Source organism: Siminovitchia jepli (assembly GCF_047228825.1).
In the GTDB taxonomy this organism is placed as follows: domain Bacteria; phylum Bacillota; class Bacilli; order Bacillales; family Bacillaceae_C; genus Siminovitchia.
The window spans coordinates 145,313-170,170 of sequence record NZ_JBFEGN010000002.1 but is presented as its reverse complement, the minus strand read 5'-3'; the positions used below and the strand labels follow the sequence as shown (position 1 = coordinate 170,170).

36 protein-coding genes are annotated in these 24,858 nt (G+C 33.2%); all 36 read right to left on the bottom strand.

Annotation, left to right across the window (positions count from 1 at the left end):
• Window positions 1-2: 2 nt before the first annotated feature.
• On the bottom strand, window positions 3-2,024 hold the full coding sequence (gene dcm / locus AB1L08_RS02415; RefSeq protein ID WP_413063074.1) for a DNA (cytosine-5-)-methyltransferase: 2,022 nt from the start codon (window positions 2,022-2,024) through the stop codon (window positions 3-5).
• 40 nt (window positions 2,025-2,064) lie between these two features.
• Window positions 2,065-3,555, bottom strand: coding sequence for a DHH family phosphoesterase (locus AB1L08_RS02410; protein WP_413063150.1), 1,491 nt, complete (start codon window positions 3,553-3,555; stop codon window positions 2,065-2,067).
• 256 nt (window positions 3,556-3,811) lie between these two features.
• Window positions 3,812-4,114, bottom strand: a complete 303-nt coding sequence (locus AB1L08_RS02405) for a DNA ligase LigA-related protein (protein WP_413063073.1) — start codon at window positions 4,112-4,114, stop codon at window positions 3,812-3,814.
• Between the two features lies 1 nt (window position 4,115).
• On the bottom strand, window positions 4,116-4,289 hold the full coding sequence (locus tag AB1L08_RS02400) for a hypothetical protein (RefSeq protein WP_413063072.1): 174 nt from the start codon (window positions 4,287-4,289) through the stop codon (window positions 4,116-4,118).
• Between the two features lie 73 nt (window positions 4,290-4,362).
• Window positions 4,363-4,650: a hypothetical protein gene (locus tag AB1L08_RS02395; protein WP_413063071.1), complete on the bottom strand. Its 288-nt coding sequence runs from the start codon at window positions 4,648-4,650 to the stop codon at window positions 4,363-4,365.
• A gap of 37 nt (window positions 4,651-4,687) precedes the next feature.
• Entirely contained in the window at window positions 4,688-5,017 is a 330-nt protein-coding gene (locus AB1L08_RS02390; RefSeq protein ID WP_413063070.1) for a hypothetical protein, read from the bottom strand.
• A gap of 41 nt (window positions 5,018-5,058) precedes the next feature.
• Entirely contained in the window at window positions 5,059-5,379 is a 321-nt protein-coding gene (locus AB1L08_RS02385) for a hypothetical protein (protein ID WP_413063069.1), read from the bottom strand.
• A 41-nt stretch (window positions 5,380-5,420) separates the two neighbouring features.
• Entirely contained in the window at window positions 5,421-5,771 is a 351-nt protein-coding gene (locus AB1L08_RS02380) for a hypothetical protein (protein WP_413063068.1), read from the bottom strand.
• 70 nt (window positions 5,772-5,841) lie between these two features.
• Window positions 5,842-6,669: a prohibitin family protein gene (locus AB1L08_RS02375; protein ID WP_413063067.1), complete on the bottom strand. Its 828-nt coding sequence runs from the start codon at window positions 6,667-6,669 to the stop codon at window positions 5,842-5,844.
• A gap of 37 nt (window positions 6,670-6,706) precedes the next feature.
• Window positions 6,707-6,841 (bottom strand): hypothetical protein, encoded by a 135-nt coding sequence (locus AB1L08_RS02370; protein ID WP_413063066.1) that lies wholly within the window; start codon window positions 6,839-6,841, stop codon window positions 6,707-6,709.
• A gap of 30 nt (window positions 6,842-6,871) precedes the next feature.
• Window positions 6,872-7,039, bottom strand: a complete 168-nt coding sequence (locus AB1L08_RS02365) for a hypothetical protein (protein WP_413063065.1) — start codon at window positions 7,037-7,039, stop codon at window positions 6,872-6,874.
• Window positions 7,040-7,317: 278 nt separating this feature from the next.
• Window positions 7,318-7,578: a hypothetical protein gene (locus AB1L08_RS02360; protein ID WP_413063064.1), complete on the bottom strand. Its 261-nt coding sequence runs from the start codon at window positions 7,576-7,578 to the stop codon at window positions 7,318-7,320.
• On the bottom strand, window positions 7,578-8,108 hold the full coding sequence (locus tag AB1L08_RS02355) for a hypothetical protein (protein WP_413063063.1): 531 nt from the start codon (window positions 8,106-8,108) through the stop codon (window positions 7,578-7,580). Before AB1L08_RS02355 ends, AB1L08_RS02360 begins: the two co-directional genes overlap by 1 nt.
• Window positions 8,109-8,152: 44 nt before the next feature.
• On the bottom strand, window positions 8,153-8,359 hold the full coding sequence (locus AB1L08_RS02350; protein WP_413063062.1) for a hypothetical protein: 207 nt from the start codon (window positions 8,357-8,359) through the stop codon (window positions 8,153-8,155).
• 58 nt (window positions 8,360-8,417) lie between these two features.
• On the bottom strand, window positions 8,418-9,632 hold the full coding sequence (locus tag AB1L08_RS02345) for an RNA-guided endonuclease InsQ/TnpB family protein (RefSeq protein ID WP_413063061.1): 1,215 nt from the start codon (window positions 9,630-9,632) through the stop codon (window positions 8,418-8,420).
• 39 nt (window positions 9,633-9,671) lie between these two features.
• Window positions 9,672-10,061 carry a hypothetical protein gene (locus AB1L08_RS02340; RefSeq protein ID WP_413063060.1) on the bottom strand — a complete coding sequence of 130 codons (390 nt, stop codon included), beginning with the start codon at window positions 10,059-10,061 and terminating at the stop codon, window positions 9,672-9,674.
• Window positions 10,062-10,071: 10 nt separating this feature from the next.
• On the bottom strand, window positions 10,072-10,308 hold the full coding sequence (locus AB1L08_RS02335) for a hypothetical protein (protein WP_413063059.1): 237 nt from the start codon (window positions 10,306-10,308) through the stop codon (window positions 10,072-10,074).
• Window positions 10,309-10,359: 51 nt separating this feature from the next.
• Complete coding sequence (locus AB1L08_RS02330) at window positions 10,360-10,557, bottom strand: hypothetical protein (protein WP_413063058.1); 198 nt, start codon at window positions 10,555-10,557, stop codon at window positions 10,360-10,362.
• Window positions 10,558-10,591: 34 nt separating this feature from the next.
• Window positions 10,592-10,852 (bottom strand): hypothetical protein, encoded by a 261-nt coding sequence (locus tag AB1L08_RS02325; RefSeq protein WP_413063057.1) that lies wholly within the window; start codon window positions 10,850-10,852, stop codon window positions 10,592-10,594.
• A 35-nt stretch (window positions 10,853-10,887) separates the two neighbouring features.
• Window positions 10,888-11,052, bottom strand: coding sequence for a hypothetical protein (locus AB1L08_RS02320; RefSeq protein WP_413063056.1), 165 nt, complete (start codon window positions 11,050-11,052; stop codon window positions 10,888-10,890).
• A gap of 38 nt (window positions 11,053-11,090) precedes the next feature.
• Window positions 11,091-11,321: a hypothetical protein gene (locus tag AB1L08_RS02315; RefSeq protein WP_413063055.1), complete on the bottom strand. Its 231-nt coding sequence runs from the start codon at window positions 11,319-11,321 to the stop codon at window positions 11,091-11,093.
• Window positions 11,322-11,361: 40 nt separating this feature from the next.
• On the bottom strand, window positions 11,362-11,541 hold the full coding sequence (locus AB1L08_RS02310; protein WP_413063054.1) for a hypothetical protein: 180 nt from the start codon (window positions 11,539-11,541) through the stop codon (window positions 11,362-11,364).
• Between the two features lie 19 nt (window positions 11,542-11,560).
• Window positions 11,561-11,896, bottom strand: a complete 336-nt coding sequence (locus AB1L08_RS02305) for an HNH endonuclease (protein ID WP_413063053.1) — start codon at window positions 11,894-11,896, stop codon at window positions 11,561-11,563.
• 395 nt (window positions 11,897-12,291) lie between these two features.
• Complete coding sequence (locus AB1L08_RS02300; protein ID WP_413063052.1) at window positions 12,292-12,681, bottom strand: hypothetical protein; 390 nt, start codon at window positions 12,679-12,681, stop codon at window positions 12,292-12,294.
• Window positions 12,682-12,719: 38 nt separating this feature from the next.
• Window positions 12,720-14,762 carry a DUF2135 domain-containing protein gene (locus AB1L08_RS02295; RefSeq protein ID WP_413063051.1) on the bottom strand — a complete coding sequence of 681 codons (2,043 nt, stop codon included), beginning with the start codon at window positions 14,760-14,762 and terminating at the stop codon, window positions 12,720-12,722.
• Between the two features lie 64 nt (window positions 14,763-14,826).
• Entirely contained in the window at window positions 14,827-15,588 is a 762-nt protein-coding gene (locus tag AB1L08_RS02290; RefSeq protein WP_413063050.1) for a nucleotidyltransferase domain-containing protein, read from the bottom strand.
• Between the two features lie 33 nt (window positions 15,589-15,621).
• Window positions 15,622-16,341 (bottom strand): tRNA(His) guanylyltransferase Thg1 family protein, encoded by a 720-nt coding sequence (locus AB1L08_RS02285; protein WP_413063049.1) that lies wholly within the window; start codon window positions 16,339-16,341, stop codon window positions 15,622-15,624.
• A gap of 28 nt (window positions 16,342-16,369) precedes the next feature.
• A complete protein-coding gene (locus AB1L08_RS02280; protein WP_413063048.1) occupies window positions 16,370-17,308 on the bottom strand; it encodes a hypothetical protein in 939 nt (312 codons plus the stop codon).
• A 114-nt stretch (window positions 17,309-17,422) separates the two neighbouring features.
• Window positions 17,423-18,565, bottom strand: coding sequence for a hypothetical protein (locus AB1L08_RS02275; RefSeq protein WP_413063047.1), 1,143 nt, complete (start codon window positions 18,563-18,565; stop codon window positions 17,423-17,425).
• Between the two features lie 18 nt (window positions 18,566-18,583).
• Window positions 18,584-20,212: a DnaB-like helicase C-terminal domain-containing protein gene (locus tag AB1L08_RS02270; RefSeq protein WP_413063046.1), complete on the bottom strand. Its 1,629-nt coding sequence runs from the start codon at window positions 20,210-20,212 to the stop codon at window positions 18,584-18,586.
• Window positions 20,213-20,215: 3 nt separating this feature from the next.
• Complete coding sequence (locus AB1L08_RS02265) at window positions 20,216-20,734, bottom strand: hypothetical protein (RefSeq protein ID WP_413063045.1); 519 nt, start codon at window positions 20,732-20,734, stop codon at window positions 20,216-20,218.
• A gap of 229 nt (window positions 20,735-20,963) precedes the next feature.
• The gene (locus AB1L08_RS02260; RefSeq protein ID WP_413063044.1) at window positions 20,964-21,968 is read right to left on the bottom strand and encodes an ATP-binding protein; all 1,005 of its coding nucleotides are present in this window, start codon (window positions 21,966-21,968) and stop codon (window positions 20,964-20,966) included.
• Between the two features lie 168 nt (window positions 21,969-22,136).
• Window positions 22,137-23,096: a hypothetical protein gene (locus tag AB1L08_RS02255; RefSeq protein WP_413063043.1), complete on the bottom strand. Its 960-nt coding sequence runs from the start codon at window positions 23,094-23,096 to the stop codon at window positions 22,137-22,139.
• Between the two features lie 99 nt (window positions 23,097-23,195).
• Window positions 23,196-23,732 carry a hypothetical protein gene (locus AB1L08_RS02250; protein ID WP_413063042.1) on the bottom strand — a complete coding sequence of 179 codons (537 nt, stop codon included), beginning with the start codon at window positions 23,730-23,732 and terminating at the stop codon, window positions 23,196-23,198.
• A gap of 208 nt (window positions 23,733-23,940) precedes the next feature.
• Entirely contained in the window at window positions 23,941-24,162 is a 222-nt protein-coding gene (locus AB1L08_RS02245) for a hypothetical protein (RefSeq protein WP_413063041.1), read from the bottom strand.
• Window positions 24,163-24,547: 385 nt separating this feature from the next.
• On the bottom strand, window positions 24,548-24,814 hold the full coding sequence (locus AB1L08_RS02240; RefSeq protein ID WP_413063040.1) for a hypothetical protein: 267 nt from the start codon (window positions 24,812-24,814) through the stop codon (window positions 24,548-24,550).
• Between the last annotated feature and the right edge of the window lie 44 nt (window positions 24,815-24,858).

Below are 24,858 nucleotides of genomic sequence, written 5' to 3'. Positions count from 1 at the left end.
AATTATAAGTTGCTCTTGAAGAGCTGTTTAACAATTTTTTCAACAACATTCAGACTCATTGCATTCCCCATGAGCCTATAGGCTTGTGTGTTACTTACAACAAATTCATATGTATCAGGCAAACCTTGCAATCTTGCACACTCTCTCGGAGTTAGTTTTCTAAGATTTGTTTTATTTTGGGGTCTATAGTCAGTGTGATAATAATTACTGATTCCTGCTCTGTGCATTTTGTGCATGGTTGCAAGCAGAGGACATGCAATCTCTAAATCAGTCTTCGGCTTATGTTTAAAGCTCTTAGTGCCAGTTCCCATTGCATAGTTGTACATTTTTTCTGATAAATAGTATTTATCATCAACCTTATTTTCTAGTAAATCAAAGACTGTAATTGTTAAACCTTCCTCTTTTGGAAAAGTGTAATTAAACTCCCCTAAATCTTTTCTTTGTCCTACGACATAAATTCTTTGGCGTGTTTGAGGAAGTCCATAATCAGCAGTGTTCATCAATTTAAATTTAATGTTGTAGTTTTCTCCAAAGGACTGCTTGACTATTTTCCAATCTTCTCCGCCATTTGAGCTAAAGAGGTTTCTTACATTCTCGAAAATGAACCACTTAGGTTTCTTGTGGTTTAGTATTCTCAAATAGTCATAAAACAGTTTTGACTCTTCTCCTTTTAATCCAGTGACACCATTTGTGTTATTGGCTATACTGATATTTTGACAATTATGAACTATTAAATTGTAAACTGTATAAGAGTTGTCATGTTCAACCTCCATGTTGTACACATAGCCATCATAAGGAATTTTTCTTTTTTCTTTAAATGGAATCCAAATAAAACCATTCTCATAAAACGCCTTATCTTGCTTACTTGTTTCTTGTTTAAATCTCACTATATATCCGGGGCTTTGATTCACAACTCTCCCCTCAATAACTGTTGTTGATGGGGGTGTATACTCATACAGCGAACAAGGTCTTTTATATGCTTTATTAACACACGCCTGAATTCCATACGCTAGTTCTTTACTTACAGTTGTAGCTGAAATGTGTTTTTCTTTCTTGCTGCCATCAGCGCTAATATAGCCATCCAAAAAAGATTTAAGTAAATCAATAGGCAAGTTAAAAACATCGGATGTTAACTTTTTATTTTTGGCTCCTTTTCCAAACTGCTCTAGATACTTAAAAAGCTCCAGGTTTGTAATTTGAAATTTATATACTGTTCTTTCTTCTACTAATGTATAATTAAATAAATCATCTAATATAGGCTTTACTTCATCAATCTCACTTTTTGCACAACATAATACTGTTTTATATATAAATGAATTTTGTCTATTCTTTCTTTTATGCAAGGACAGCCACCCGTCTCCTATGAACCTGCCTACAAACCACCAAAACTTTTCATTTGATAAGTCTAAGTTGTTACGAAGTTTATTTGTGAATTGATTCTGTTCGTATACAACTCCACTCCAATTTGGTATTTCAGATTTATTATTTATTGCAACTCCTATATAATGATTTTCATTTAATTCATTAGTGTTAATCCATTTTGGTTCATGAAATTTTCGTTCATATGTACGATTAGTATTGTTCCATTCTGTGTATCTTTCCCTAGTATAAAAAGGATGCTCCTCTGTAACCTTAAATCCATGAGTGCCAAAGGTTTTCACCTCGTAGATTTCTTCAGTGTACTTCATCATAGGTATAACCACTCTTTGAAATGTGTTTGAATGTGTGAGTACACGGTCTCCTTTTTTAATATCTTCTATCTTTTTATAACCTTTGTCTGTCATGACTAATGTTCCTGCTTCAAAACAAGGGCTTCCACCGATAACTAAATCAAAGTCAGGAAGCTCCTTTTCATTAATCTCAGTAATACTTCCGAAGTTTGTTCTCCCTGGAAAATTTGCGTTATAATTCTTAATGGCATATGGATCAATTTCAGAGTAGCCAATGCATTCTCCACCATATCTATCCAGTGCCATACCACCAACACCACTACCAGCAAACAGTTCAAAATATGTAAATTTCATATAGTTCTCCCTTGTATAATTTTAAGTTACTCTTGTTGAATTAAAAAACAAAGCCTACATTTTTCAGTTCTTTAACCTGCAACTCTTCAATCACAAACTGATAAGACTTCCTTCCTTGCCAATTGTTCTCCTTCACACTTCCGACAACATCTAACGTAGCCACTTTATTCTGTCCTATCAGTTTATTAATCTCTTTGTGTCCATTGAATAACACGTAGTCAATTCCATTAGCTGTCCATTTTGTGTATTCACTTGACGCACTCTTATAGATTGTGTTTGTATGTAATTCCAGATCTTTGATTGCCAGTTTAGGCTGCTCAATTCCCTTTCCCCATATACAGTCATATTTAAGAATCTCTTTAATTAAATCTTCTCTCAGACTGCTACTTTTTAGAGCGAAATCAACTAAAATATCAATTTCTTCATTTAGATTAATATTTTTAATTAATCTCTTTAACTCCTCAAATCTTTCAGGCTCAATCTCAAAACCTGATGCCGATTCATGACCTTCGATAAAATTAAATATATTCAATTCCTGCAAAAAGGTTTTAGTATTGTTCATCAATCCCTCATAACCACGCATTGATCCTGATAACTTGCCTTCTTTGTTTTCTGAAAATATAAGCACTGGCTTTCTATATTGCGATACTAAGTTTCCTGCAATTAGTCCCGACAACTCTTTATCAAAATTCTCTAATTTTATAAGAAGAAAACTTTCTACATCTAATCCATCGGCTTCAATTTGTTGCTTAATTTCTTCCGTCCACTTTTTACGAAGCTTTGCTTGTCGAGCATGAGCGTTTTTGCATAGTCTTGCAGCTTTATATGGTAGCGTTTCAGTTTTCTTTGTTCGCTTGTTGAAATACTTCTCTTCTCCACCAAGAAGAGCAAGAGATCTGAAGACACAATGCTTTTCTTCTTGTTTTCCAATTCGTATCATTGCGTTCAATTTAGGGGCAATATCAAAACTAATATGTACTGGATATATTTTCTTCGCTTCTGTGTTTTGTTTAATTAGCTCTTTTAGGAACGGATTTCTGATGTTTTTTAGTCCTTTATAGACCAAATATCTTGTCTCTAAAGATGACAAATCCATTGAATCAGCTACAATTCCCCATGCAACCAAATCCAAGTAGTTATCTGCTTCACTAGTTCCATAAAAATTATCTAATGCTTGCAAAAACTTATAGGTAATTCCTGCACCAGAAATTTGTTTATTATGATACTCAGGGCTCAATTGATTGTTTACTACAACAGCATCCTTAGACTCTTCTGAAACGCTGTGGTGATCCAAAATAATTGCATCAATATTCTTTTCTTTAAGTGTTTTATGTTCTTCAAAATTATTACTTCCAGCATCAGGAACGATTACCAATCTTGGATTTACTTTACTAATCCACTCCATAGCCTCTTTTGTGAGTCCGTGTTCTTTGCCAGGATGGATATAATATTGTACATTTAAATTACCATCCAAGTTTCTTATGTATTGAATTAACATTGAAGCAGATGTGTAACCATCGCTAGTCGCAATCGGAGTCTACGATGACTGCGATTGCCGAACCACCCCCTCTGTGCTTATTGAATAATTCCACAGCTTTTTCAATATTTTTCAACTTATTGTAGTGAATCACATCTTCTTTCGAAGGATTCAAAAACCTTTCCTTATCCTCAATTCCTCTGTTCTTTAGTACTGTTCCTAAGACATCAAATAAATTATTTTCTCCAATAATCTTATAAATGAATATCAACCCTTTCTCTTTTGTTCTATATTATTATATGTATTTAAGTTATTTTTGTAAATATAGATGATACTTCAATATTTTCCATGCGACTTCATGTACCCAAGAACCCATATACAAATCAAAACCAGTCTCACCTGTAAAACCTTTAAATTCCTCTGCAAACTCGCATTCTGAAGCAATATCGGGATATTTTTCCTGTAATTCAACTAATTCATTACACCAACGGTCATATATATGATCTGATATTACACTGTTATTTAAATAATAGTATATATAAGAGTGAACAATGATTTGTCTTCTTCTTTGTTTTATTTTTTCTTTGACATTTTGTATTGAAACCATCTCCATATTAATGTGTTACATTGTGCTTTACTCTATAAAGTTCAGCAATATCTAATTCCAACAATAAAACATTAACAGCTACAAACTCCTCTTCATCAAGTACTTTGCCATTTGTTGATAAATCTCTTTCTAGTAGTTTTTCAAGAACCTCACAGCTTTTTTGAATATTCTTGCGATTCATGATGTCACCTCTTTCAATTTAATATTTGCTTTAATCCACTTTTGTTGTGTCGTTTAAAATTAAAACACTCATTTTATCGCTTAAAATAATAATTTGGCAATCTTTCTCCGCATGTCTTTACTTGATCAGAAAGAAGAAAATCTTCTTCGCTACTTACTTTAGTATAAGCACAATAATATACAGGAGTCTTACAAGGATACTCATTGCCACTATCATCTATTGACTTATCATCAACATATCCAATAATTTTGTAATGCGGACATTTTTTAGTTTTAATTATTCCATTTTCAAAATACCCAGTTATTTCATAGCAATAGTCAGTGTCTTTCGGAATGAGCTTTTTCTTTTGTCGTTTATTCATACTACACCTTCTCTCATTTAATCTGCGAGCTGTTCGGTTAAATTAGTTCTAATTTTGTAAAATCATCTATACTTTTTAACTCGGTCACTTCTGATTCGACCTCGCTTTGATAACCGTCAAAGTAATCATAATAAGAGTAAAACCATGATTTGACATGAGCCATAAAATAAGATTCTTCTTTACCACCAAAATCCAGGTAGTCTCTCAAGGTGTATTCAATATCACAGAATATTTCTGTACCCTCAACATCGTTGTGGATAAAATCAAGAAGCTCAATACAGGTGTTCCCATCATCATCCTTAAACATATAAGCTGAAACAATCGCATGAAATGGCTTGGAATCCTTGAGTTTTGACTGACCAAACAATATCTAAAACCTCCTCACTTCACAGTTTGTATCATCTAACATTAAACTCGTTTCCCACAAATTAAACACTCTGTATGTGAAGGTTCTTTCACATATTCTTCTCCCGCAATTGTTGTCCATATTTCATCAGTTACCGGATGATGACATTTTCCTGATTCTATAAATCGCTTATATCGTTTTCCCTTGCGCTCGTTTTCATACTTGCAGCGTGGGCAAGTTAGATATTCATAAGCAATAATCTCATCATAGTAGTAATCTTTAAAAACTACCCTTTTCAGATAATACACATCACCTTTTGCAAATGATTTATTGCAGCATGTACAAGTTCGTTTTAATTTACGTGAAGCAATTTTACGTTTCATAGACTTATCCTCTACTTTTCTATTAAATCCTACAATTTATCTCAATCTATTTTTACTTTTACTGTGAATTTACTGTCTTTAAGTAGCCTTCTTATCTCATCTTCTTTAGATTTTCTTACAATCTGTTTTTCAGTTAGCCCCAACTCTTTCTGAACCATATGTACAACCTCTTCCTCTAAAACATTTTTATTCGATAGGTGTGCTAGAACATCATCAAGAAATTCATCTCTATTTCTATATGTATCTCCTAACCACCAAGTACTACAAAGCACTCTTTTCACTTTAGTCTTAAAGAATTTGTTGGGCTTTTTAAATTTAACCACCAGGACGAGTTTCTCTACTGAAAGAGAATCGTATTGATACTTCACTTTTGCATCGGCTAGTATTTCCAAATAAACACCTCCTAGTATTTTTAAGAGTCCTCTCACAGTACAAAGACTATGAGAGGATATATGTATTTAATTACTTTTTATCGTCAACAATTAATCCGCCACTACCTTGAATAGTAATCCACCCATGTTTGTTTCTCGCCTCAAGCTCTTTCAATTTTAAAATCTCAGGTGTAACAGATTTACTGATAGTAGCATTTGCTTTAGCTTCTGCTTCTGCTGCGATAACCTTTTTCTGGGCTTCCCCCTCAGCAACTACTTTCTTTTTCTCAGCTTCAATTTTTTCATTCTCTAATTGTTGCTTCTTAAGTTCTAACTCTTGTGCTGCCTTTACACGAGCATCAATTGCCTTTTCTGTTTCTTTGTCTAATTTAGGTGTTCCAAGTGTTACATTGCTTACAATAAATCCTAGTTTTGAAACATCCTCGGCCATTACTTCAGTTACTTTTGCAGAAGCTTCAGTTGTTTTTGTCCCATAAATATCTAATACACTATAATTTGAAACTGTCGAACGTGCAGCTCTAAATAGCTTATTGTATAGATATCCTTCTTGAATCTGTTCAACATTTTGTGATCCTAGCTCCTTAAAGATTTCTAACACTTTTGAACGATCAACTTTCATTTCATAGCTTGCTGGCATCGTAACTGTTTTACCGTCTTTTGTTGTAACAGTAACTTTGTTTTTCAAGATTGTGATACGTGTAGGATATTGCTGTGTCTTCTCAAACAGACCAACCAAATGCCATCCAGGATTCAATACTTCTTTTGCTCCTCCTGATGGTGAATAAACTACTGCAACCTTTCCTTCTGGTACTCTTTCCACAAAAATAAATAGTCCAATAATCAACAATAATACTCCAATGCCTGTTCCAATTAATCTCAATATTCCCCTTGTGCTCATTTATCTTATTCCTCCATATAATTTTATTTTGCTTTTGTTATTCTTTTTTAAAAGCTTCATCAATTCTTTTTGCTTCGCTTTTACCAAATCTCCTTATCCATTTCATTAAAGGTATAGCTAAGTATGTAATCATTAAAGCTAAAATAATAATAGATAAAAGCAATCGCAGCATAATAATCACCACCTTTTGCTATTTATTTAATTATAGAGAATTGCTTTTTAACCATTCTCTTGCAGCTTCATCAATCTTATCTTCGTCTTCAATATATGTTGTTGGCCTTACTCCTCCATTAAATAAATGTTGAACAATTTTACTTCCAATGAAAACACCTAATATTAATCCAATTAACAAGCTTGTCAACAGTTCCATTAATTGCTACTCACCACCTTTCTCTAAGCTCTACAGTAGCTTCCCTATAACAAATCCTAAAGTACACATTATTATTCCAAAGAGTCTCATATCATTCGCAGTAAACTTTTCCAAATTTTCCACCTCATTTCTCATTAAAAACCAAATTTTATTGAGTTTGGCATTTTAGTGAATATTCCACATTTCGCAGATATGACTCCACGAATTCAATAAATGTAGTATTAAGTTTCTCTTCAAGATTAACTTCTACGAAAAAATCCCCCAGGAAATTCAATAATTCATCGCTTATTCTCATATTCTTTCCTCACTCTCTGTATTTCTAGAATTTTATTTCCTTGAAGTTTACTCACTGTATTCATGGTTTTATGGCAAGATGGACAATATAAATCGCAGAAATCCCTTAAATCATATTCCCACTCACCAACATCCATACTGTACTCACTAACTATATGCCATTCATGAGGGCATTGAGATTGAATCAGTTCTAACTCTCTCGCTTGTCTTTTTAACTCTCTTTTCTGCCTCCATTTTTCAAACATTACTCCATTCCTTCTTTGATTTCTCTTAATTTATTATATATATCAATAGTCTCTTCTTTATTGTCTGTGCAATAAAGTTCATCCATTGCGGATTCTATATGCTCAATGGCTCGCAAATAATTGTGTGGTACTCCTTCAAACCCTAAGCTTTTTTTACAATCGTCCATAATATTCATTAGTTCTTCAAAGGCAATTTCTTTATTAGCATAACTGTCTCTTAAAGCATATTTGTACCAGCTCAACTCATATCCAGAAGACTTATGTATAAAATTAGGAAGTTCGCAAAAATCATCATCGTCTCCCCAGTAATATGGCATGATAATAAAAGTGTCATTTTCAAAGTACTTTGTGTTTCCATATTTAGATTTTAACTCTACAAATTTACCATTATACTCTGACTCATCTAGTTCAGGCATACCATACCCGTTAAATCTCATATCATAAAGAGCTGAATAAAAAGCATCCTGCCAATCACGATCAACTAAGTATTTCCCTCTTGAATTGCCGAATATTAAATTTCCCAATTCCATACTATTATCTCCTTATAGTTTATTTCATCAATAAAAGATTTGTTTTATTCAGTTGGAAACAGACCAACGATATCAGAATATTTTACTAACAACATTTGTTCGCTATCTTTATTCCAAAAGGCGTTTAGACTAGTTGAGTTTGTAGAAAAATTTTCGCATATGCCAATGAACTTACAGGTTTTTTCACTGTTTGGTTTTTTATAATAAACTAAATACTCTTTGTCTCCTATGTAATACGGCTCTCTCTTCATGATTTTCACCTCGCACTTCAAGATAAAAAGATTCTTTCATTGTGATTTTAAATCTTTATTAGGCGATATTTATCCTAATTGGATGCAATGATACACCCTCTATCCCGTCATATGAAAATTCGGGAATACATTTTCTTAAAATGTTGTAACTACCGTTTACATCAGCATTTATAAGTGTTCCATTCTTGCTTTTATAAAGCCCTCTTTTAACTCTTTTTCCACTGAATTTATAATCTCCGAATTTAGTCGGAATAGAGTCACTGTCTATGAAACTTGCAGCACTTGTGTATTGTTCTTCAACAGTTGTTACATTGATTCCACACTCTTCCCCTTTATATGTTAACTGGTATATAAGCTTTTCAAATGGTATTTGAACAAATTTCTGATTGCTTGTTTTGCTCATTTTAGCCTTTTGCTTCCATCTCCCATTTTTTCCAATCACAATATTATCAATGTCATTCTCTAGGCAAAAGTTAATAATGTATCTGCTAATCTTATGAAAATGCGTGTGAACGATATTATTTCTCTTCAAGGATAGTCTTTGTATTCTCTTGCTGGTTCCATTGCCAACATATGACTTCAACCCAGCCAATTTCTTGTTGTAGTATTGATTTATGGATTTTAGTATCCTACCGTTTATAACAATTGGCTTAAGTCCAATGTTACTTGTTAACGTAGCAAGATTGTCTACTCCTAAATCAATTGCTAGATAATTATCATTCATATCTTCTTTTTGATTTATTTCTTTTCTATATATCAGAGCAATTTTATAGCATGATCCATAAGGAATTATCTGCACCTGTCTAAAAGATTTCTTTGTTATTCCTGTTTCTATAAAATGGTCTGATTTAGGAAACTTATATCTTCCCTCCTTTAACGTTCCTTGCTGATAATCAAAGTAAACTATGTTGCGCCCATCTTTCTTTTTATATTTTGGTGGTCTTGGTTTACCCAAATATTTGCTACTGTTCTTGCTCCAGTCTTTTATCGCAGCAAAGAATGATTTCCAATTGTTGCAAAGTGACATGATGACTTGCTGCGATGTCTTTGATGGAAGTTGTTTAAACACATCTTCATTTTTTAAGAGTTTATTTAGATCAAAGGCAGATGATATCTTATTCTTTTTTATAAACTCTTGTCTTAAGATATAGTTAGCATAGTTATAAAGATTCTTCGATTTAAAACACATATCTTCACAATAGTTAAAAAGTCTATGGCTTTTATTGATAATATGTGTTTCCGATCTAATAATTAAAACACTGAACCCTCTCACCCCACTCCCTATAAAAGAAATAATTTATCTCAAATCAATTTAATTATAATGAATGCCTCCGTCTCTACCACTGGTAATATTGATTTCATTTATTAATTTTAAATCAACTAATTTTTTCTCGATCTCTTCCAAGGTATCTCTTCTACCTTTACGATAACTGCTCTTTTTAGTTGGATATTGAACATTCAAATTGTAATCTGCTAACCAGCTAATAAATTCATCAATTAATTCTTCTTTTGTCTTAGGATACTCATATCCTTCAATAATATATTTTGCTAATGTGAACGTGTCAATGTTGTTTAAGTACTCGCAATCATTACTCCATTTATCAAAATGCTTTGGAGCGTCCAATACTCCTTCTAGACCAAACTCTTCTATAGCAGCGTCAATAGCTAAACCTAATTCTCTACTCACCTTCCACTTTTTCATTTTCACCATCCTAATAAAATAATATGCTATTCTTAATCCCTGCTTCCTCTGGTAGGCTGCCTACTTCTCCAATCTTTAAACAAGCCATAATACTAGTTATCTCTTGTAATGAAACACTGGTAGTATTTCCTTCCTCTAAACTACTATAAAAATCAACTGCATGTTCCCTATTCTCAAACTCCATTGAATATTTTTCGTTCCCATCATACGTAAATTCAACTACATATTTTGTGTTATTTTTGTTCATCTCTATCCCTCCGTTTATAAATAAAAGAACTCATTTATTATGTTTTTTATATCACTCATCAATTTCCTCTTGGTTTGAAATATAGTATTCACGAGCAGCGTTTTTAAGTTTATCTAATGTAGCACAAAAATCATTAAGCTCCTCTAAGTCATAAAAATATTCTCCGTGATCTATAAGGCCACTAATTTCATAACCTAGATTAATTACTAATCTTCTTAATTGTTGGTTGTTTTTTGCTTCAACATCCATAATACGAGATTTCTCCTTTCTTGCATTTATTCCACTAATTCTCCCAATGCTTCTTCACTTGTTTATATTCAGGCTCATATAAATTGCCATTGTAAATTGCTTCCGTAAAATCCTCTAGTGATTCTATCCGGTTACTATGCTGTATAATTTGACTAGGGGGATTTGGATGTTCATCACATGGGTAAACAAAAACTTGATGCGATCCTTTCCAGGCAATCCATTCACAGTTGTTAGCACCGAACCAAAAAGCATTTATAGTGTCGCTCCACTCTCCCAGTAGCTTTTTATCTTCCACTATCTTCACCTACCTATTGAAATAGTAATTTCATGCTAAATCTTATGCATTATAAGAACATCTTGTTGATGTTTTGGTCTATCATCCTCTATGCGATATAATTTATGAACTCTTGCTTTATCTCCTTCATCGTCAAGAACAAATACTCTTGATTCTGGATTACGAATCTCTAATTCTGCAATTAGTTCTTTAACCTTCATTTTTCTCACTCCTAGAATTTCACAATATATTTGTACTTCTATCTATTCTTGCTGTTCTCAAGAACATTCTTGACGAGACTCGTTGCTTTATCATCTACAGCCATGTAGTACTCAGAAAACAATCCAACTTCACTACATAGCTCCTTGGCTTTTGCTAGACTAATTTCACCATTATAGGATAACTCCAGTATCAGTAATAGTTTTATTTCAAGATTAACTTCTGGATCTTCTATAATTTTACATTGTGCATCAAATAATCTATCAAGCAAAGACAATCTTCCTTTCTGATAAAACTGTGTTTTTATTTGGTCAGTCTATTTCACCATCATTAAACCTCTTGGCGAACTCCTCCGCCTCTTCTACCGTTTCAAAGGCATCAAGCTCCCAATCAGAGTCTCCACACTGCTCACAATACAATTCTTCGTATTCTTTTTGATCAAACGATACATAGGCTTCACCTGAAAGATGGGACTCGTAAACGTAGTACACACAACATCGCTCCCTTTTATTATTTGACTATAGCAAGTTTATGGTCTTTTTCTGTCCATCTTAATATTTTATTTAATCTTTCTTCGGAATAGTGTTCATTTTCTTCTGTGTACCATTCATCTAAGGTAAACGCCCATTTCTTAGAGTTGCATGTCTGACAAGACGGCACACAGTTATCTATTTTGTTACTGCCATCATGGTCTACATGTTCTTTATGTAAGTCCGTTTTCTTCGGCGCTCCTGCGTAAATTATGTAATGATCATCTTCATGAAGGCCACAATATGCACATGAGCTGTTAAAGTATTGTTTACACAACAGCCATTCTTCTTCACTGATTTCATGTGACTTGTGCATCCTTCTCTTTCTATGGTACTCCATTAAATATTCTTTATTTTTCTCATAGTATGCTTTTGTGTATCCACTTTCTTTTTGGTTTCTGGCATGTCTTCTATCATATTCACGCCTGTACGGTCTTTCAATCCTGTCTCTTTTGTTGTATTCATGTTTATATTGTAAAAAGTATTCGTGATTATCTAGTTGCCACTTTCTACTTCTTACGTAGGCACATTCTTTACAATAAGGTTGGTAGTATATATAATCACCTCTCTTTTTACTATGCTTCTTTTGAGAGTAAAAATCATCTAAAGGTTTACTTATATTACAGTCAACGCATATTTTTATCTATAATCTCTCCTTCCAATTAAATTCATACTTTATTGAAGTAGGGGAGAATATCTCCCCTTTTAAACTTAGTTATCCACCTCTTCAAGCAGAGCCTTAAGCTCTTCAATTGATTTGTTTTGTAGACTTTCATCTTGTTTTTGAGATAGGATTTCCATGATTCGTTGCTTCTGCTCTTTCTTAACTTTAGCTTGCTGTCTTGACTCTTCTTCTTCCAATTTAACTTTTACGATATGTTTCACTATTTTAATTTTTACATCTAATTCTTTATCTTCTTTTGTTTTAGTGTTGAGCAAACTTTCCTCATTCACTTGCTTTAACTCAGAGTTTAAAACCTTAAAGACTTGATCTAAGTTTTGCAGAGAAAGATCCCACAGGTCTTCTACTGAGATTAGTCCTCTAAATGGAAATCTCATTTTTGTTTTTGTTGCTACCTCAAATAAATTATTGTTTGCCATAATTAATCACTTCTCCTCTTTTATAATTTAATTTATTATTATATTTTTACTTTTAATACTCGCTCTGCATTTCCTTTAACCTTGACTACTAATTCATTTCTTTTAGTTGAAGAAAATCCAATTCCAGATAACTGATCATCAACTCCTTTTACTGACATTTTTGCCCCTAATGCTTCAAACACTTTTCTATGCTTTACTAAATCTTCCTTCAAAAACTCATTATAAAAACCATTCGGTGATTCTGGATTAATACAGTCTTTTAGCATAAAAAAGTAATGTCGATTTCCAATCCCTTGTTGCTCGTCCCAATAATTCGGTGAATACATCATCACTGAAACAGGTACAAATTGATTTGTTTTTAAATTCCATATTTCTTTCGATGATACATTTGAAGGTAATTTTTCTTTAATAGTGAAGTTGTCTCCATCAAAAGTAACTTCAGCAACTACTACATTTTCCTTATGTCTTAGTTCTTTATTGTATTCAAAGGTGTAAATCTGACCATCAAATTCAATCTCTGCTTTAAAGCCACTTCTGCCACCATTATGACTATAATTCCTAACAAAAAACTCATACTTTCCTGTTTTCATTTTGTTTTTATTAGCCCAAGTAATGTTTTCGACAGCAGGGGTTCCTCTTCTTGGATTAATAATGTCAACATCTAATTGTCCAGTAGTTTGATAGTTGTGTTTATTGCTGTAATATATTTCATTTCCGTTTGGTTCTACGCAGTGTGCGTCAAAATCGTTCGGATTGTATTCATCATCATTCCATTGGATCGAGAACCTTAATACTCCTTCAACATTTCCACCAGCAGATTTCACGTTCTCTTTCATGCTGCTATCAGTCATATTTCCTGAATATGCCCAACTGAATCCGTTATTCCATTTGAACATAGTTTTACTATCTTTATTTTCAGGTGCAATTAATGAAACCATATTATTTGAATGTTTATTTTCAAGAAGCACTTCAATCTCTTTTGCTGTTGGTAATACATTTTCTACGAAACTATCAATTGAAATTTCATCTACTCTCGAAAATTGCTTTAGGTTAAGTGAAACCTCGTTAGCCATCTCTTCAAATACGTCCATCCCATTGATTCTTTTTGCAGAGTCTTTGTTTGAAAACAAAATGTTATTTACTGTAATGTCATCTAATGTGGCATGTCTACGGTTTAGAGAGTCCATGTATCCTAACTCTTCAATTGTCTTCTTGGCATCCTCTAACATTCTTTTTGTATAGATAGGTTTAGATCGCTTATAGTTTTCAGGAGCTACAATTACTTCATATTTCCTAACTGCTGTATCTAAATCCATGCCCTCACTAATATTGACTAATAAGGTTCCGATACTATGATTTCTAATCCTACCTATTGCTCCACCAATTTTCACAGACTGTTCCCAAGTGTAATTCTCTTTTTCTGTTTCTGTTTGTAATTCATCAAATTCTTTTTTAAACTTAAGAAATTCATTTAATACACCTTTCCACTCTTCACCTTTATATAATGAATTTTGGGAGATAAGTTCTAGTACAGTAAGTAGACTTTCTTCTGTAATTTCCTCTAGTGATCTTTTAAAAACATTTCTCGTATCTCTAAGTCCACCTCTAATCTCTGCCTCCGATCTGCTGCTTCTATCAACAAATTTGCTTGGCAGTTCTAAGTAAAAGTGTTCCCATGTCATAACATCTCCGTTGTCTAAGTGCTCATAATTTCTGTCAGTACCTAATTTATTAAATTTATTTACCCAGACATCTGATATTATTTTTGACTTTACATAATTAGATAAAGCATCTACGACAGGTTGAAATTTTGTACTGTTTGTTTCAAAATCCCATATAGTTTTAAATTTATTATTCTTAATAACCACTACATTCCCAATGCTCTTGATAAATTGTTTACAGCAACTGCAATCATACTCTCTTCTTTCTCTATATATTTCATTAGTTCCCTCTGGAAAGCTGTCTAAGTATAAATCCCATAGCTCATCTTTGTCTAACTCCACTTCAAATAAATGATTCACATCTGCTGACATTTCATTAAAATTTTCCTGCAATGCTTTTTTAAAGTTTTTGAATTCCATTTCATTCATCTCCTATTGGGCTTTAGTTTCAATTTATTTTATTTTTGAAGGGCTTAACATTTTTTTATAATGATAAACCTTCTTTATTAATTTCAATTAGTAAACTATTAATCTTGTGATAATCAGGCGTTTTAGGAAGCTCTGATTTTTCCAGAGTAACCTTTAATTCGTTATCATACATTTCAACCATTTCAAGTGCCTCTTCGAATGAATACTTTCCATTTCTACAGTCAAGCAGCAACTGTCTATTAGGACGGAATGTGCTAAAATCACCTGTCTCTAATATTTCAATAGCACTTGTAAGCAATCTGATACTATGAGCGAAGAATTTTGTGTCATAACCATAGCTATCGATCAAGTCTGTTCTACCAGTACCATTAGACTTTTTATTTTTTAGCTTCTGAATTTGTGAGTACGCATATCCGCCAAATTTGTTTTTAATCTGTTTTGATAAAAATAAGTGACGGTTATCAATCAAGATTTTACCTAAGTCTGTAGTTTTCAAATAGTCTTCTTTTCTTACAAAGAGAATTTCAATATTATTAGGAACACCTTGCATAGCATCTTTTACAAATTTATTAACATGAATGATATTCACATCTACATCATCTTTAGTGTTCTTAAAATTCTTTCCACCACTTGTATTGTATTCGTTGAAAGAGTTTAATCCTAAATAGTAATCAATAGGTGGAATACATACTCCTTTGTAATCTTCATCTGAAGTCTCTACATTTGTACCGTATGCATGACTTCCTGTAGGTGCTAAGATAATTGTTCGATCTTCTAGCCAGTCTAAATTAGAATCTTTAAAGTTAATATTGTGCATGTAGTTTACTGCCTTTCATTTTATATTTATTTTTTATTGATCACTCAGATAAACATATTTTTCAATATACTCTCTATCCTTAGAGAAAATTGGCGTCTCATGATCAACGTCCCATCTACTTCTAATTACTTCACCTTTTCGATATTGTTGTTTAGTTATACAGGCTCCTCTTTTTTGCCAGATAGGAAGGTCATTCCAATTTATATTTTTCTCTAACATTAATTTATCTTGCATTTGACTACCATTTAATCCCTGTAGTTGCTTATGAGAAAAGTTTGCCTGAGCAACCATAGAAATACTATTCTTAGTGGCATCTTGCTGTCTCCATAAGAAGTAATTACAAACTTCATCACGAGGTAAAACCCATGCTCTTGCATCAAATAGCGCAATAGGATATTTTTTATTCATTAACTCGTTAAACTTAGCTGTGGCTAATGAAGCAGAGATAGATACGATCTTTTGCAAATTATTATCAAACCATGACTGAGTTGTGAGCTTATCGTAATTAGTCAGTAGCAAACTGATTTCATCAGATTGGTGATAAACCAATTTACACCCCATAATATTTTCAGCTAGATATTTACATGTTTCCCAAAATGCATTTACTAATTCTTCATCAAACGGCCTTTTCATTTCTCTTGTGTATGTACGAAACGCCTTACCATCAATCCGAATAATGACTGGCATTCTTTTTGGAAGTTTAACCCTATACGAATTCTCGTAATCTTTCATTCTATCTCCAAATGATCCCATTATTCACCCTCCCATTAAAACTCATATTTTATTTTGAATATTTTCCTGCTTCCAAGTCAGCAATAAAACTTTTAATTTCTCTAATTGCAGCATTATAGTCATCATAAGTCTTAACTTTAGAATCAATACTCTGAACAAATCCTAAAATCCGCTTCATCTTTGAAATAACATCCTGAACAGACGGCAATTGATATGAATTGCGAATATAATTGTTTATTTTATCTTCAATCCAAGCTTTATCTTCTTCATATTTCTTTTCTACAATATCAAGTTCATCACTAAAGCTATGTACTTTTATATCAAACAGTTGTTTACCTTCGATAAATAAGTTGACCATGCCCTGATGATACTCATACAATTTAAATGTTCCTTTACCGGAATTGCTAAAACTATCTGATTCATCTTCGAACCCTTGATCTCTAAGATACTTTCTTATGTAATGCTTGTAAAAACCCCAACGATCATATGTAGCTGCCTGTGATGTGATTTCTTTTCCCATATGTCTATGTAAAGTTATAAATGAGTTGTCAGACTCTAATTTTTTAATAATATTTAGTTGCAGTGTTTGAACATATTCCTCGTCTTTCTTGGTAATTATTTCATAATCTCTAAGAAACTTTTTATATTTGTATTCATCTTCCAAGTCTTTGAAAATCTTATATTCTCCATATGAATCCCACTCTTTTTTAGATTCCAGTCTTTCTTTTTCCTTTTCATATTCATCAATAGAAAGATCGGGCAGCTCGTTATTTAAACTTTTTGCTTTTACTTTTACTGAGTGAGTTGAATAAATTTCAATTGCTGGTTCAGTTTCAGTTGTGTATGTTCTACCTGCCTCAACCTTCTCTCCGTTGACCTTATAATATTTATTTGAGTTATATCCTAATGATGGAAGTGTAAAGATGTATCCTTTATTACTTTTTAAAACATCTATGATCATATCTGTTCTTTTACTCGGTTCACACATTTCATTTCCCTCCAATAAATCAATTTATTTACTCGTTAAATATGATTATAAGTTATTCATGTTGTGGAGTCAAGTTATTTATATATATATATATATATATATTTTAAGTTATTTTTAATCCTTGTTTAAAATCTCCTGTTTAGAAGCCATTAAACTCACCAAAATATCCTTTCCACGGTCACTAGGCGATTCTTTATAACCTAACAAATTGTGCTTATCAAACAAAGTATAGGTCTGAACATAGGGAGAAAATCTTCTTCCCATTCTTAAGATGAATTCTATCTCGCGCTCCAACTGTTTTTTCACTTTAGGACTTTTATCAACAGTGTTATATTCCTTATCCATGGCCAGTATAACTTTGTTCACTCCTAGCCCAAGTATGATATCAATTTGATACTGCGATATGTTTCTACCTGATAAAGCAACAGAAAAATTATTGTTTATACCAAAGTAACTCGCACATTGAAGAACACTCTTTTCAGATTCAAATATAATCACTTTCTTCAGTCTTTTGATCGCTTCTTTATTCTGCCACAGACCGTATAGATTAGAGTAGTTAGAGTGATTAAATAGCTTCCCTTGTATCATCAAAGGAAGATATTTAAAGCCGTTGTCAATATCTTCCTGTCTTATTGCTCTACCTTTGATTCCAATAATCTTGCCTGTCTTCCAGTGTCTATGCGGAATGGTGATTCGAGAGTCTCGATTATAGTAGGAAATCTCAAAAAAATCCATAACTTCCTCATTAATGTTATCTTTAAGAAATTCAGGGTGATAAACCTTACTAAACACATCTAATATCCTATCACTATATTCTTTCGGCTCCTGAATTACTATCTTCTTGCGGTTAAACCTATTCATCCACTCCCATTCTGAATCAATAGGTTTCTTTTCAGGAAGGTCTATACCAAACCCGAAACCAAACGACTTGCCCGACTTTCTTGCTACCCAGTCTACGCAACTGGAAAAATGCAATTCAATGCCCTTAGCCTCATAGCTACGTCTAACTAATTCATATATGTCAAAGCTACACGAGCATTCCGTGTAGCAATGAAAAGTTTTTGAATCTATATAATAATAAAGCTTTTGGCTACTTGTACCTGAATTATCATGACAGATTGTATTGGTGATTAGCTGTCCTTTAGTTTCCCTTTCGTTGATGATATTATCTACTCCTAACTCATTAAGTAGTTTAATAATATCATCAACTGTAAGTGTATCTTTAAGGTGATCTTTATCATATCTGTGTCCAAACATAGATGATTACTCACCACCTTAAAAATCATATTTTCCACTTTGAATATCAGCTTCTTCCATAAAAGACTCAGGAAGCTCGTCTTCTTGAATGTCTGTTTCTCGTGATTCTTCTTCGGTTATGTATTGAATAAATCTTGGTTTTATGTTGTCAATCAAATTTCCTTTATAGTCTGTCACGAAACTGTCTTTGCAGCGAAGTGTTCCAGCATTAAAATAAATCCAGATTCTAATCATTTTATGCCTGTTTCCACGATTTTTGTAAACATTAATAGTATGAGTTGGAAGAAGTGTACCAAATCCGCTAATTGCTCCTGATTGAATAATTGTCTCAATAATCTTTTCGTCTTTATGATTAACTGGAAGGATGATGGCTCCTAAATCAACCTTATCTGCCAAAGCTTTTGACCCTCTAATTGAACTTTGGTCAAGATTGGAGTTACCCTCTTCTTTATAATTATCATTTAGTTGTGTTGCTGAACTAATAAATACGTTGTACTTGTTACAGATATTTTTTAACGCAATCCCCATCAGTAAAAGTATTTGGTCTTCTCTCAGATTCCTAATACCTTGCTTTGTGATGCTCAACAATATTTTCAATGAACTGTGTATATAGTCGAAGCAAATGAAATGAACATCATTTTTTATTACGTTTCTTTCGATTGCATATTCAATATCCGCAATATCAAAATCCATTAATTCTTCAAACCACATTGGTGTATTTTCAAGTATCTCTGTGGCTTTGACTAACCTGGCTTCTTCTTCTTCTGTTAGTTTTGCCTCATGTATCTTTTCCTCATCTACACATGCGATAAAGCATAAGGCAGGTAGTTTTACCTCATCCTCTTCTAGCTCAGTTGTGATAAACAAACCTCTTCCCGTTGCTCCAGTTTTAATCCACTGTTTTTTGTCTGGATCGTATATCTCAGGCACACAGGCATTTAATATATTAGCAAGACCCCATCGACTCTTGCCTCCACCCGTGCTTGAGGAATATAGGAATAGTTTTCTAAGCCGCTGCCCGCGAGAAACAGTGTTCAAATATCCTGAAATTGTATTTGCTCCATAATTGGGCGTTTGTTTTAATTCTTCTAGAATCTCCTTTGTGTTATCAGACATATGACTATTTAGAATTCCTGTGGTAGCAAGAAACTCATCCTTAATTTGAACCATTTTCGCCTCTACATGTTTAACCATGTCTTCAATAGGCATGGAATCAAATTGAGCTTGCTGATGCTCTGTTTCTTGAATATCTAATACATCCACATCGTATAAATCAGTTGTATCAATACCTAACTTCTTACAAGTCCTAAGCAAGCTATATTTTCTAATACGGGTGTAATAGTATTCAAAGTTATCAGGCTCACCAATTTCTTGAAGCTTAAATAAATACTCAATACCCTGGTTTTCGTTAAATATGCGGTATTGGTTAGGATATTCAGAAAGATAGCCATCAATATCAGGAGGAGTAATTTTTTCAATCCCTTGGCTTTGTAAGTTTGAAATTGCTCCAAAAATAATTTGGTGATGCCTTTCTGGAAAATCATCAACTGATAGTTCATATTCTCTTGTTTGACTTAGTAGATGTGGGTTTGCCATCAATCCAGCAAGCACATGTAAAATTGCTTTTTTGTCTTGTAATAATGTCACTGTTTATAATCCCCCAATATCTATCTGTTTTAATTTTCTTGATTTATGTTTAGGAGGTTTTATATAAATAATTTCCTCATTATTGTCGTAGTTTACTTTTGAATTAGACTCTCTAATCTTGCTTAAATTTGTATAGTAATCTCTTGCCTCATTGTAGAAATATTCTACAATGCCTATTCCAGCGCCCTTCAAAACTGGCTCTTGTTTAATCTCATGGAAATATCTGAGCGTCATCTCCATTCCCTTTAACGTGTAGCCATGTGTATCTTCAAACTCTTTAATTTGCTTAAGCATAAAACCAGTTGGTGCTGGTATATTATACAACTCACATATGTAATCAATTAGCTCTTTTCGATGCGTTGCTCGTTGATTGAACGACTCAAAACATGTTTTATGATAGTATCGCTTATTATGTGTTACAAATGGTTCAATATTGCGATCTAATGTCTCATTACAATGTGGACATTTAACCGAGCGATATTTTTTTGGCTGTGATTGATTTGGCTCAGTAATTTGACTCACCTTCTTTACAAAAGAGGCACAGCTAATACTGTGAGAACAATATTTTGCTGTGCCTGAATAATGGTATTTATTTGCTCTTATAACTATGACTTAAATGTTATTTATTGGTTGCCCTTTCTGAAACTCCACACGACTAAAGTCGGTGGGTTCTTATCTACACAGACTTCCTTTACACTCTCACTAGCTGTTTTAAAATAATAGACAGTTAGCCACAACATGTAATAAATTCTTATTCAAGACTACTTAATAACTCTTTCAACTCATCTAAAATTACAGCGATAATCTGCTCTTGGCCTTTACTACACTCCATAACTTTTCCACCTTGACCTAAGTGCTTTTCTGCAATATGTTGAATATCCTCTGATTTTCCTAATTCAAAGAGCTTATTTCCCACTTCTCCGACTTCTTTCATTAATTCTTCATAATTATACTCAGGAGCCCTGTAATCTTTCTGTTGCTCTTCAAAGCTTACTGAATTAATACCTGTAACTTCCTCTTCTTTTTTAATTGCATCAGAAATAGCTTTCTCTAAATTTTCTGCTGTAAACTCAATTTTAGGAACAATATGTGTAAATCTTGATCTCGCAAAATGTCCTCCCTCGCCAACTCTTTCAACGAACCATGCTGTAGAGTTAATTACATTATTATCTTCATCAATTCCATTTGATTCAATATAAGCTGTAATGTCTGCTTTATTACGAATCAATAACATACTGCGCTTGTCTCCACGAGGATTGATTTGACCTGTATCTTTATCGGTTTCAGCATGTCCTATAAACACCACTGTAAACCCACTTTTCAGTAGTTTGCCAATCTCACTTAGATATTCAACTTCATAAGCCGTCCATAAATTCGGACGATTTTCTCCTCTTGGTGCAGTCTCTCCAATATGAGTAGCACCATGTTTTCTGCAAATATACTCTTGGCACATGATAGCTGAGTCGTATACACCATCGAAAATGATCGTTTGATATCTTTCTTTTACAGCCTCGATAGTTCTAGGGTCTGTAAACTGTTTAATGATATCCTTTAAGGTTTTCCAATCTTTTACAGAAGCAAATGGTATACCAGCAATAGCCCGAAGCCCGTCCTCTAGTCCTATGTAGTAAGGGCGTTCTAACCTGGTTGATTGAAGAGTTTTTCCAACATTATTTCCCCCATATAGAAGTATAACCTTGCCTTCAAGTCCAGCAGAGACTTTTGAAATACTTGGGTTTAAAATATCAATTTTCATTAACTATCATTCTCCCTTTTTTAGTTATTTATAAAACCGTTGTAATATAAAATGTACATATCAAATGAGAGGCAGCAGTAATATCCTGTGCTGAATCCCTACCTCTCATTTAATTATGTAGAATAGTTTAAAATGTTTCTTTTATAACATTAAGTTACTTTTGAGATATTAAAATAAATTGCTTACATCAACTCTAGCTGCTTCTTTTTTTGCTGCTTCCTTCTTAGCTCCGCCTGAGCCAAAAGTGTTTCGTTCTTCTTTGCTTGCTCCACCTTGATTTTGATTGCGTGTTTTCAATCCTTCAAGGTAAACTTCACGATCTTGCAAAGCAGCCTTAACCAATGTAACATCAAAAGCTTTGTTACTGTCTTCATCATATGGAGGAATACCACCGGATACTAAATGCTCATCTAAATATTCATATGTAGTTTCTATTTTATTTGCACCGAAGCCCATTTCAATTTCTTTTGTATGTTCTTTTCGAATACTTACAATGTCGCCATAAATCCTGACCGACTTGCCTTTCGTATACTCATCAAGAACAAAATCTTTTCCATTTTCACCGACCACAAATGTATAAGGAATAACTGTACCGTTATATTGCGGAATTAACAATTCAAGAATTGCACGATCTGTTTCCTCTCCATCTTTATCAAACTCAGGTTTAGCAGCACTTACAATACCTTCTGTATCGAACTGTGCCATTGGAGTATCGTCTTCGCCTTCTTTAAGACGATTTACAAAACGACCCTCAATGGTTTGATACTGTCTAAGTTGACCATCTGGAGCATAAAACTCATTCAATGCAAGCTTTCCGGTTACTCTTACTTTAGATGGTACTGCATCAGGATTACTCTCTGTATCTGCAACACTAACATATTCATCAATAACCGTCTGCAATGCTTTATATTGCCTATTTTCTGCACCTGCTTTAGTAAATTTATTAGCAAAAAAGCGAATTTGATGAACTTCATTTTCCCCAGTACGAACGCTAATTGAACCTGTCATAGCCTCACTTTTTGTTCCGTCTTGGCGAGTAAATTCTTTGGACTCCAAATTTTTCTCTACCAATGTGCCAACTACGACAACCTGATTTAATGCTTGTCTTAATTGTTTTTTCTCTGTCATATAAAATCTCTCTCCTTTTGTTTTTTAATAATTTATGTATCCAGGTTTTAACCCGCAATATTTATTATATGTTTCTATATTATTAATGTAAACTTACAATTAAATTTTTTTAAGATTTTTTAGTATGTCTTGTTCATATTTTGTTAATCCATCATGGTTATACATACTATATCCTATCCTACTCAACACGTAAGCGTCACGGACATTATCACTGTCATGTTCAAATCCCCATTTTTTATAAATAGGAAGAACCATTGCATCCTTTGCCGCATTTCCTTTGTTAGTGGCAAATTTCTTTACTTGAGTTGGTGTTACATCTAAGTATCTTATATTATCTTCAAATAGCTTTGTCCTAACTATCCACCCTAATCCATATTGAAAAGACACTCCTTGACCACGAGCGTTATATGCAAATCCCTCAATAATAATCTTGTCTTTTTCAAAATCAAGAAGTCTTTTAATTCTTTTCCAAATCTCTAGCATTCTTTCAGGATCATTTTTGTTCTTAGCCACAATCTCTTCTGCCAAAACAACTTCAGCTTGCTGATCAAGTATAACCACACCAGTCTTAGTTGATAAATCCAAACCACAAAAACGCAAACCATCCCCTACTTTCGCCTTAATTCTAGTTGCCACTCATCTTGTGAGTAATGAAAAAGTCTTTTATCCGTTTAAAGCCTCCGTGTTTATTCAACTACTTTTAATTATATGTATATAAGTTGCTTTTGTAAAAGAGAAATAAAAATTTTTTTGAAACGTTCCGTGTTATTTTCGAGTCGCTGTTATGTTTTTCCTCTGTTCAATATCACTTCTTCTTTCCTAGGGGCAATCATCGTACTACAAATTACTTTTGAATAATCCATTTTGAAGCAATGACATTTTCTGTCAATCTTTCGTATGACCAGTCTCCCCAATGATCAACGTAAAACATTAAATTTCCATCTTCGTCAATCTTTGCTTTAGTGTATGCATCAGAACAAACTCCAATTGGCTCAAAAATTCTTTCAGCAACTTGTCCATATGTTAATCTATCAATCATTTGTCCTGTGGTTAATATCTTACTCAATGACTTCACTCCTTCGCAATTTCTCCGAGCTGCGAGTTAATTATTTGGGATAAATAACACACTGCCATTACAACCTTTAGCCATTAGCACAATGGCGTGGGCATTGTATGTATTTTTATTTCCCTTGTCATTAATTGTTCGAATTGGTGACACTCCTTCAGTCCGTAATGTTTCAGCCACATCTTTCAAAAAACCACTACTTACAACCATTTAATGAAAAATTCCATTTTCATCCGCTACTGCTATTGGTAAATTCACCTTTATCTCACCATTCTAATTCACATTTTCTCCGAAGTGCGACATAATCAAAATATTAATACCCCTACGATTACACTTATCCAAAATACAAAAAGAGTGTAAAATCAACCCTTGAAATCACCAAAGCTTATTCACAACGGATCACCTCCAAATGGTCGAAATCAAAATTACCATATCTCATTCTGTCATATAGTTTATTTAACCCACTTTTTAGGTTTATTTTGCCATCAAACACTTTTGCATCACATTTATACATTGACAGTTGAACTTCTCTCATTTCAGTCGCTTGCTGATTCCATCCGCCATGAGAAGTTTTGCCAAGTCCACTTTTACCCTCAAATCCTACAAGATAATCACCATCAATTCTGATAATATACTTGTTATCTTTTATCATTTTTCTTCACCCTTTCTTCTCGTCTAAGAAATATGGTTACGTCA

Excerpts from the sequence above, each read along its gene's own strand:
- dcm (WP_413063074.1), bottom strand. The coding sequence starts at position 2,024 with ATGAAATTTACATATTTTGAACTGTTTGCTGGTAGTGGTGTTGGTGGT.
- AB1L08_RS02260 (WP_413063044.1), bottom strand. The coding sequence starts at position 21,968 with ATGAAAATTGATATTTTAAACCCAAGTATTTCAAAAGTCTCTGCTGGA.
- AB1L08_RS02370 (WP_413063066.1), bottom strand. The coding sequence starts at position 6,841 with ATGCTGCGATTGCTTTTATCTATTATTATTTTAGCTTTAATGATTACA.
- AB1L08_RS02335 (WP_413063059.1), bottom strand. The coding sequence starts at position 10,308 with ATGAACAAAAATAACACAAAATATGTAGTTGAATTTACGTATGATGGG.
- AB1L08_RS02290 (WP_413063050.1), bottom strand. The coding sequence starts at position 15,588 with ATGCACAATATTAACTTTAAAGATTCTAATTTAGACTGGCTAGAAGAT.
- AB1L08_RS02375 (WP_413063067.1), bottom strand. The coding sequence starts at position 6,669 with ATGAGCACAAGGGGAATATTGAGATTAATTGGAACAGGCATTGGAGTA.
- AB1L08_RS02350 (WP_413063062.1), bottom strand. The coding sequence starts at position 8,359 with ATGAAGAGAGAGCCGTATTACATAGGAGACAAAGAGTATTTAGTTTAT.
- AB1L08_RS02340 (WP_413063060.1), bottom strand. The coding sequence starts at position 10,061 with ATGAAAAAGTGGAAGGTGAGTAGAGAATTAGGTTTAGCTATTGACGCT.
- AB1L08_RS02255 (WP_413063043.1), bottom strand. The coding sequence starts at position 23,096 with ATGACAGAGAAAAAACAATTAAGACAAGCATTAAATCAGGTTGTCGTA.
- AB1L08_RS02360 (WP_413063064.1), bottom strand. The coding sequence starts at position 7,578 with ATGTTTGAAAAATGGAGGCAGAAAAGAGAGTTAAAAAGACAAGCGAGA.
- AB1L08_RS02285 (WP_413063049.1), bottom strand. The coding sequence starts at position 16,341 with ATGGGATCATTTGGAGATAGAATGAAAGATTACGAGAATTCGTATAGG.
- AB1L08_RS02355 (WP_413063063.1), bottom strand. The coding sequence starts at position 8,108 with ATGGAATTGGGAAATTTAATATTCGGCAATTCAAGAGGGAAATACTTA.
- AB1L08_RS02305 (WP_413063053.1), bottom strand. The coding sequence starts at position 11,896 with ATGCACAAGTCACATGAAATCAGTGAAGAAGAATGGCTGTTGTGTAAA.
- AB1L08_RS02385 (WP_413063069.1), bottom strand. The coding sequence starts at position 5,379 with ATGAAACGTAAAATTGCTTCACGTAAATTAAAACGAACTTGTACATGC.
- AB1L08_RS02330 (WP_413063058.1), bottom strand. The coding sequence starts at position 10,557 with ATGGATGTTGAAGCAAAAAACAACCAACAATTAAGAAGATTAGTAATT.
- AB1L08_RS02400 (WP_413063072.1), bottom strand. The coding sequence starts at position 4,289 with ATGAATCGCAAGAATATTCAAAAAAGCTGTGAGGTTCTTGAAAAACTA.
- AB1L08_RS02240 (WP_413063040.1), bottom strand. The coding sequence starts at position 24,814 with ATGATAAAAGATAACAAGTATATTATCAGAATTGATGGTGATTATCTT.
- AB1L08_RS02395 (WP_413063071.1), bottom strand. The coding sequence starts at position 4,650 with ATGAATAAACGACAAAAGAAAAAGCTCATTCCGAAAGACACTGACTAT.
- AB1L08_RS02295 (WP_413063051.1), bottom strand. The coding sequence starts at position 14,762 with ATGGAATTCAAAAACTTTAAAAAAGCATTGCAGGAAAATTTTAATGAA.
- AB1L08_RS02280 (WP_413063048.1), bottom strand. The coding sequence starts at position 17,308 with ATGTGTGAACCGAGTAAAAGAACAGATATGATCATAGATGTTTTAAAA.
- AB1L08_RS02275 (WP_413063047.1), bottom strand. The coding sequence starts at position 18,565 with ATGTTTGGACACAGATATGATAAAGATCACCTTAAAGATACACTTACA.
- AB1L08_RS02405 (WP_413063073.1), bottom strand. The coding sequence starts at position 4,114 with ATGGAGATGGTTTCAATACAAAATGTCAAAGAAAAAATAAAACAAAGA.
- AB1L08_RS02365 (WP_413063065.1), bottom strand. The coding sequence starts at position 7,039 with ATGGAACTGTTGACAAGCTTGTTAATTGGATTAATATTAGGTGTTTTC.
- AB1L08_RS02300 (WP_413063052.1), bottom strand. The coding sequence starts at position 12,681 with ATGGCAAACAATAATTTATTTGAGGTAGCAACAAAAACAAAAATGAGA.
- AB1L08_RS02320 (WP_413063056.1), bottom strand. The coding sequence starts at position 11,052 with ATGAAGGTTAAAGAACTAATTGCAGAATTAGAGATTCGTAATCCAGAA.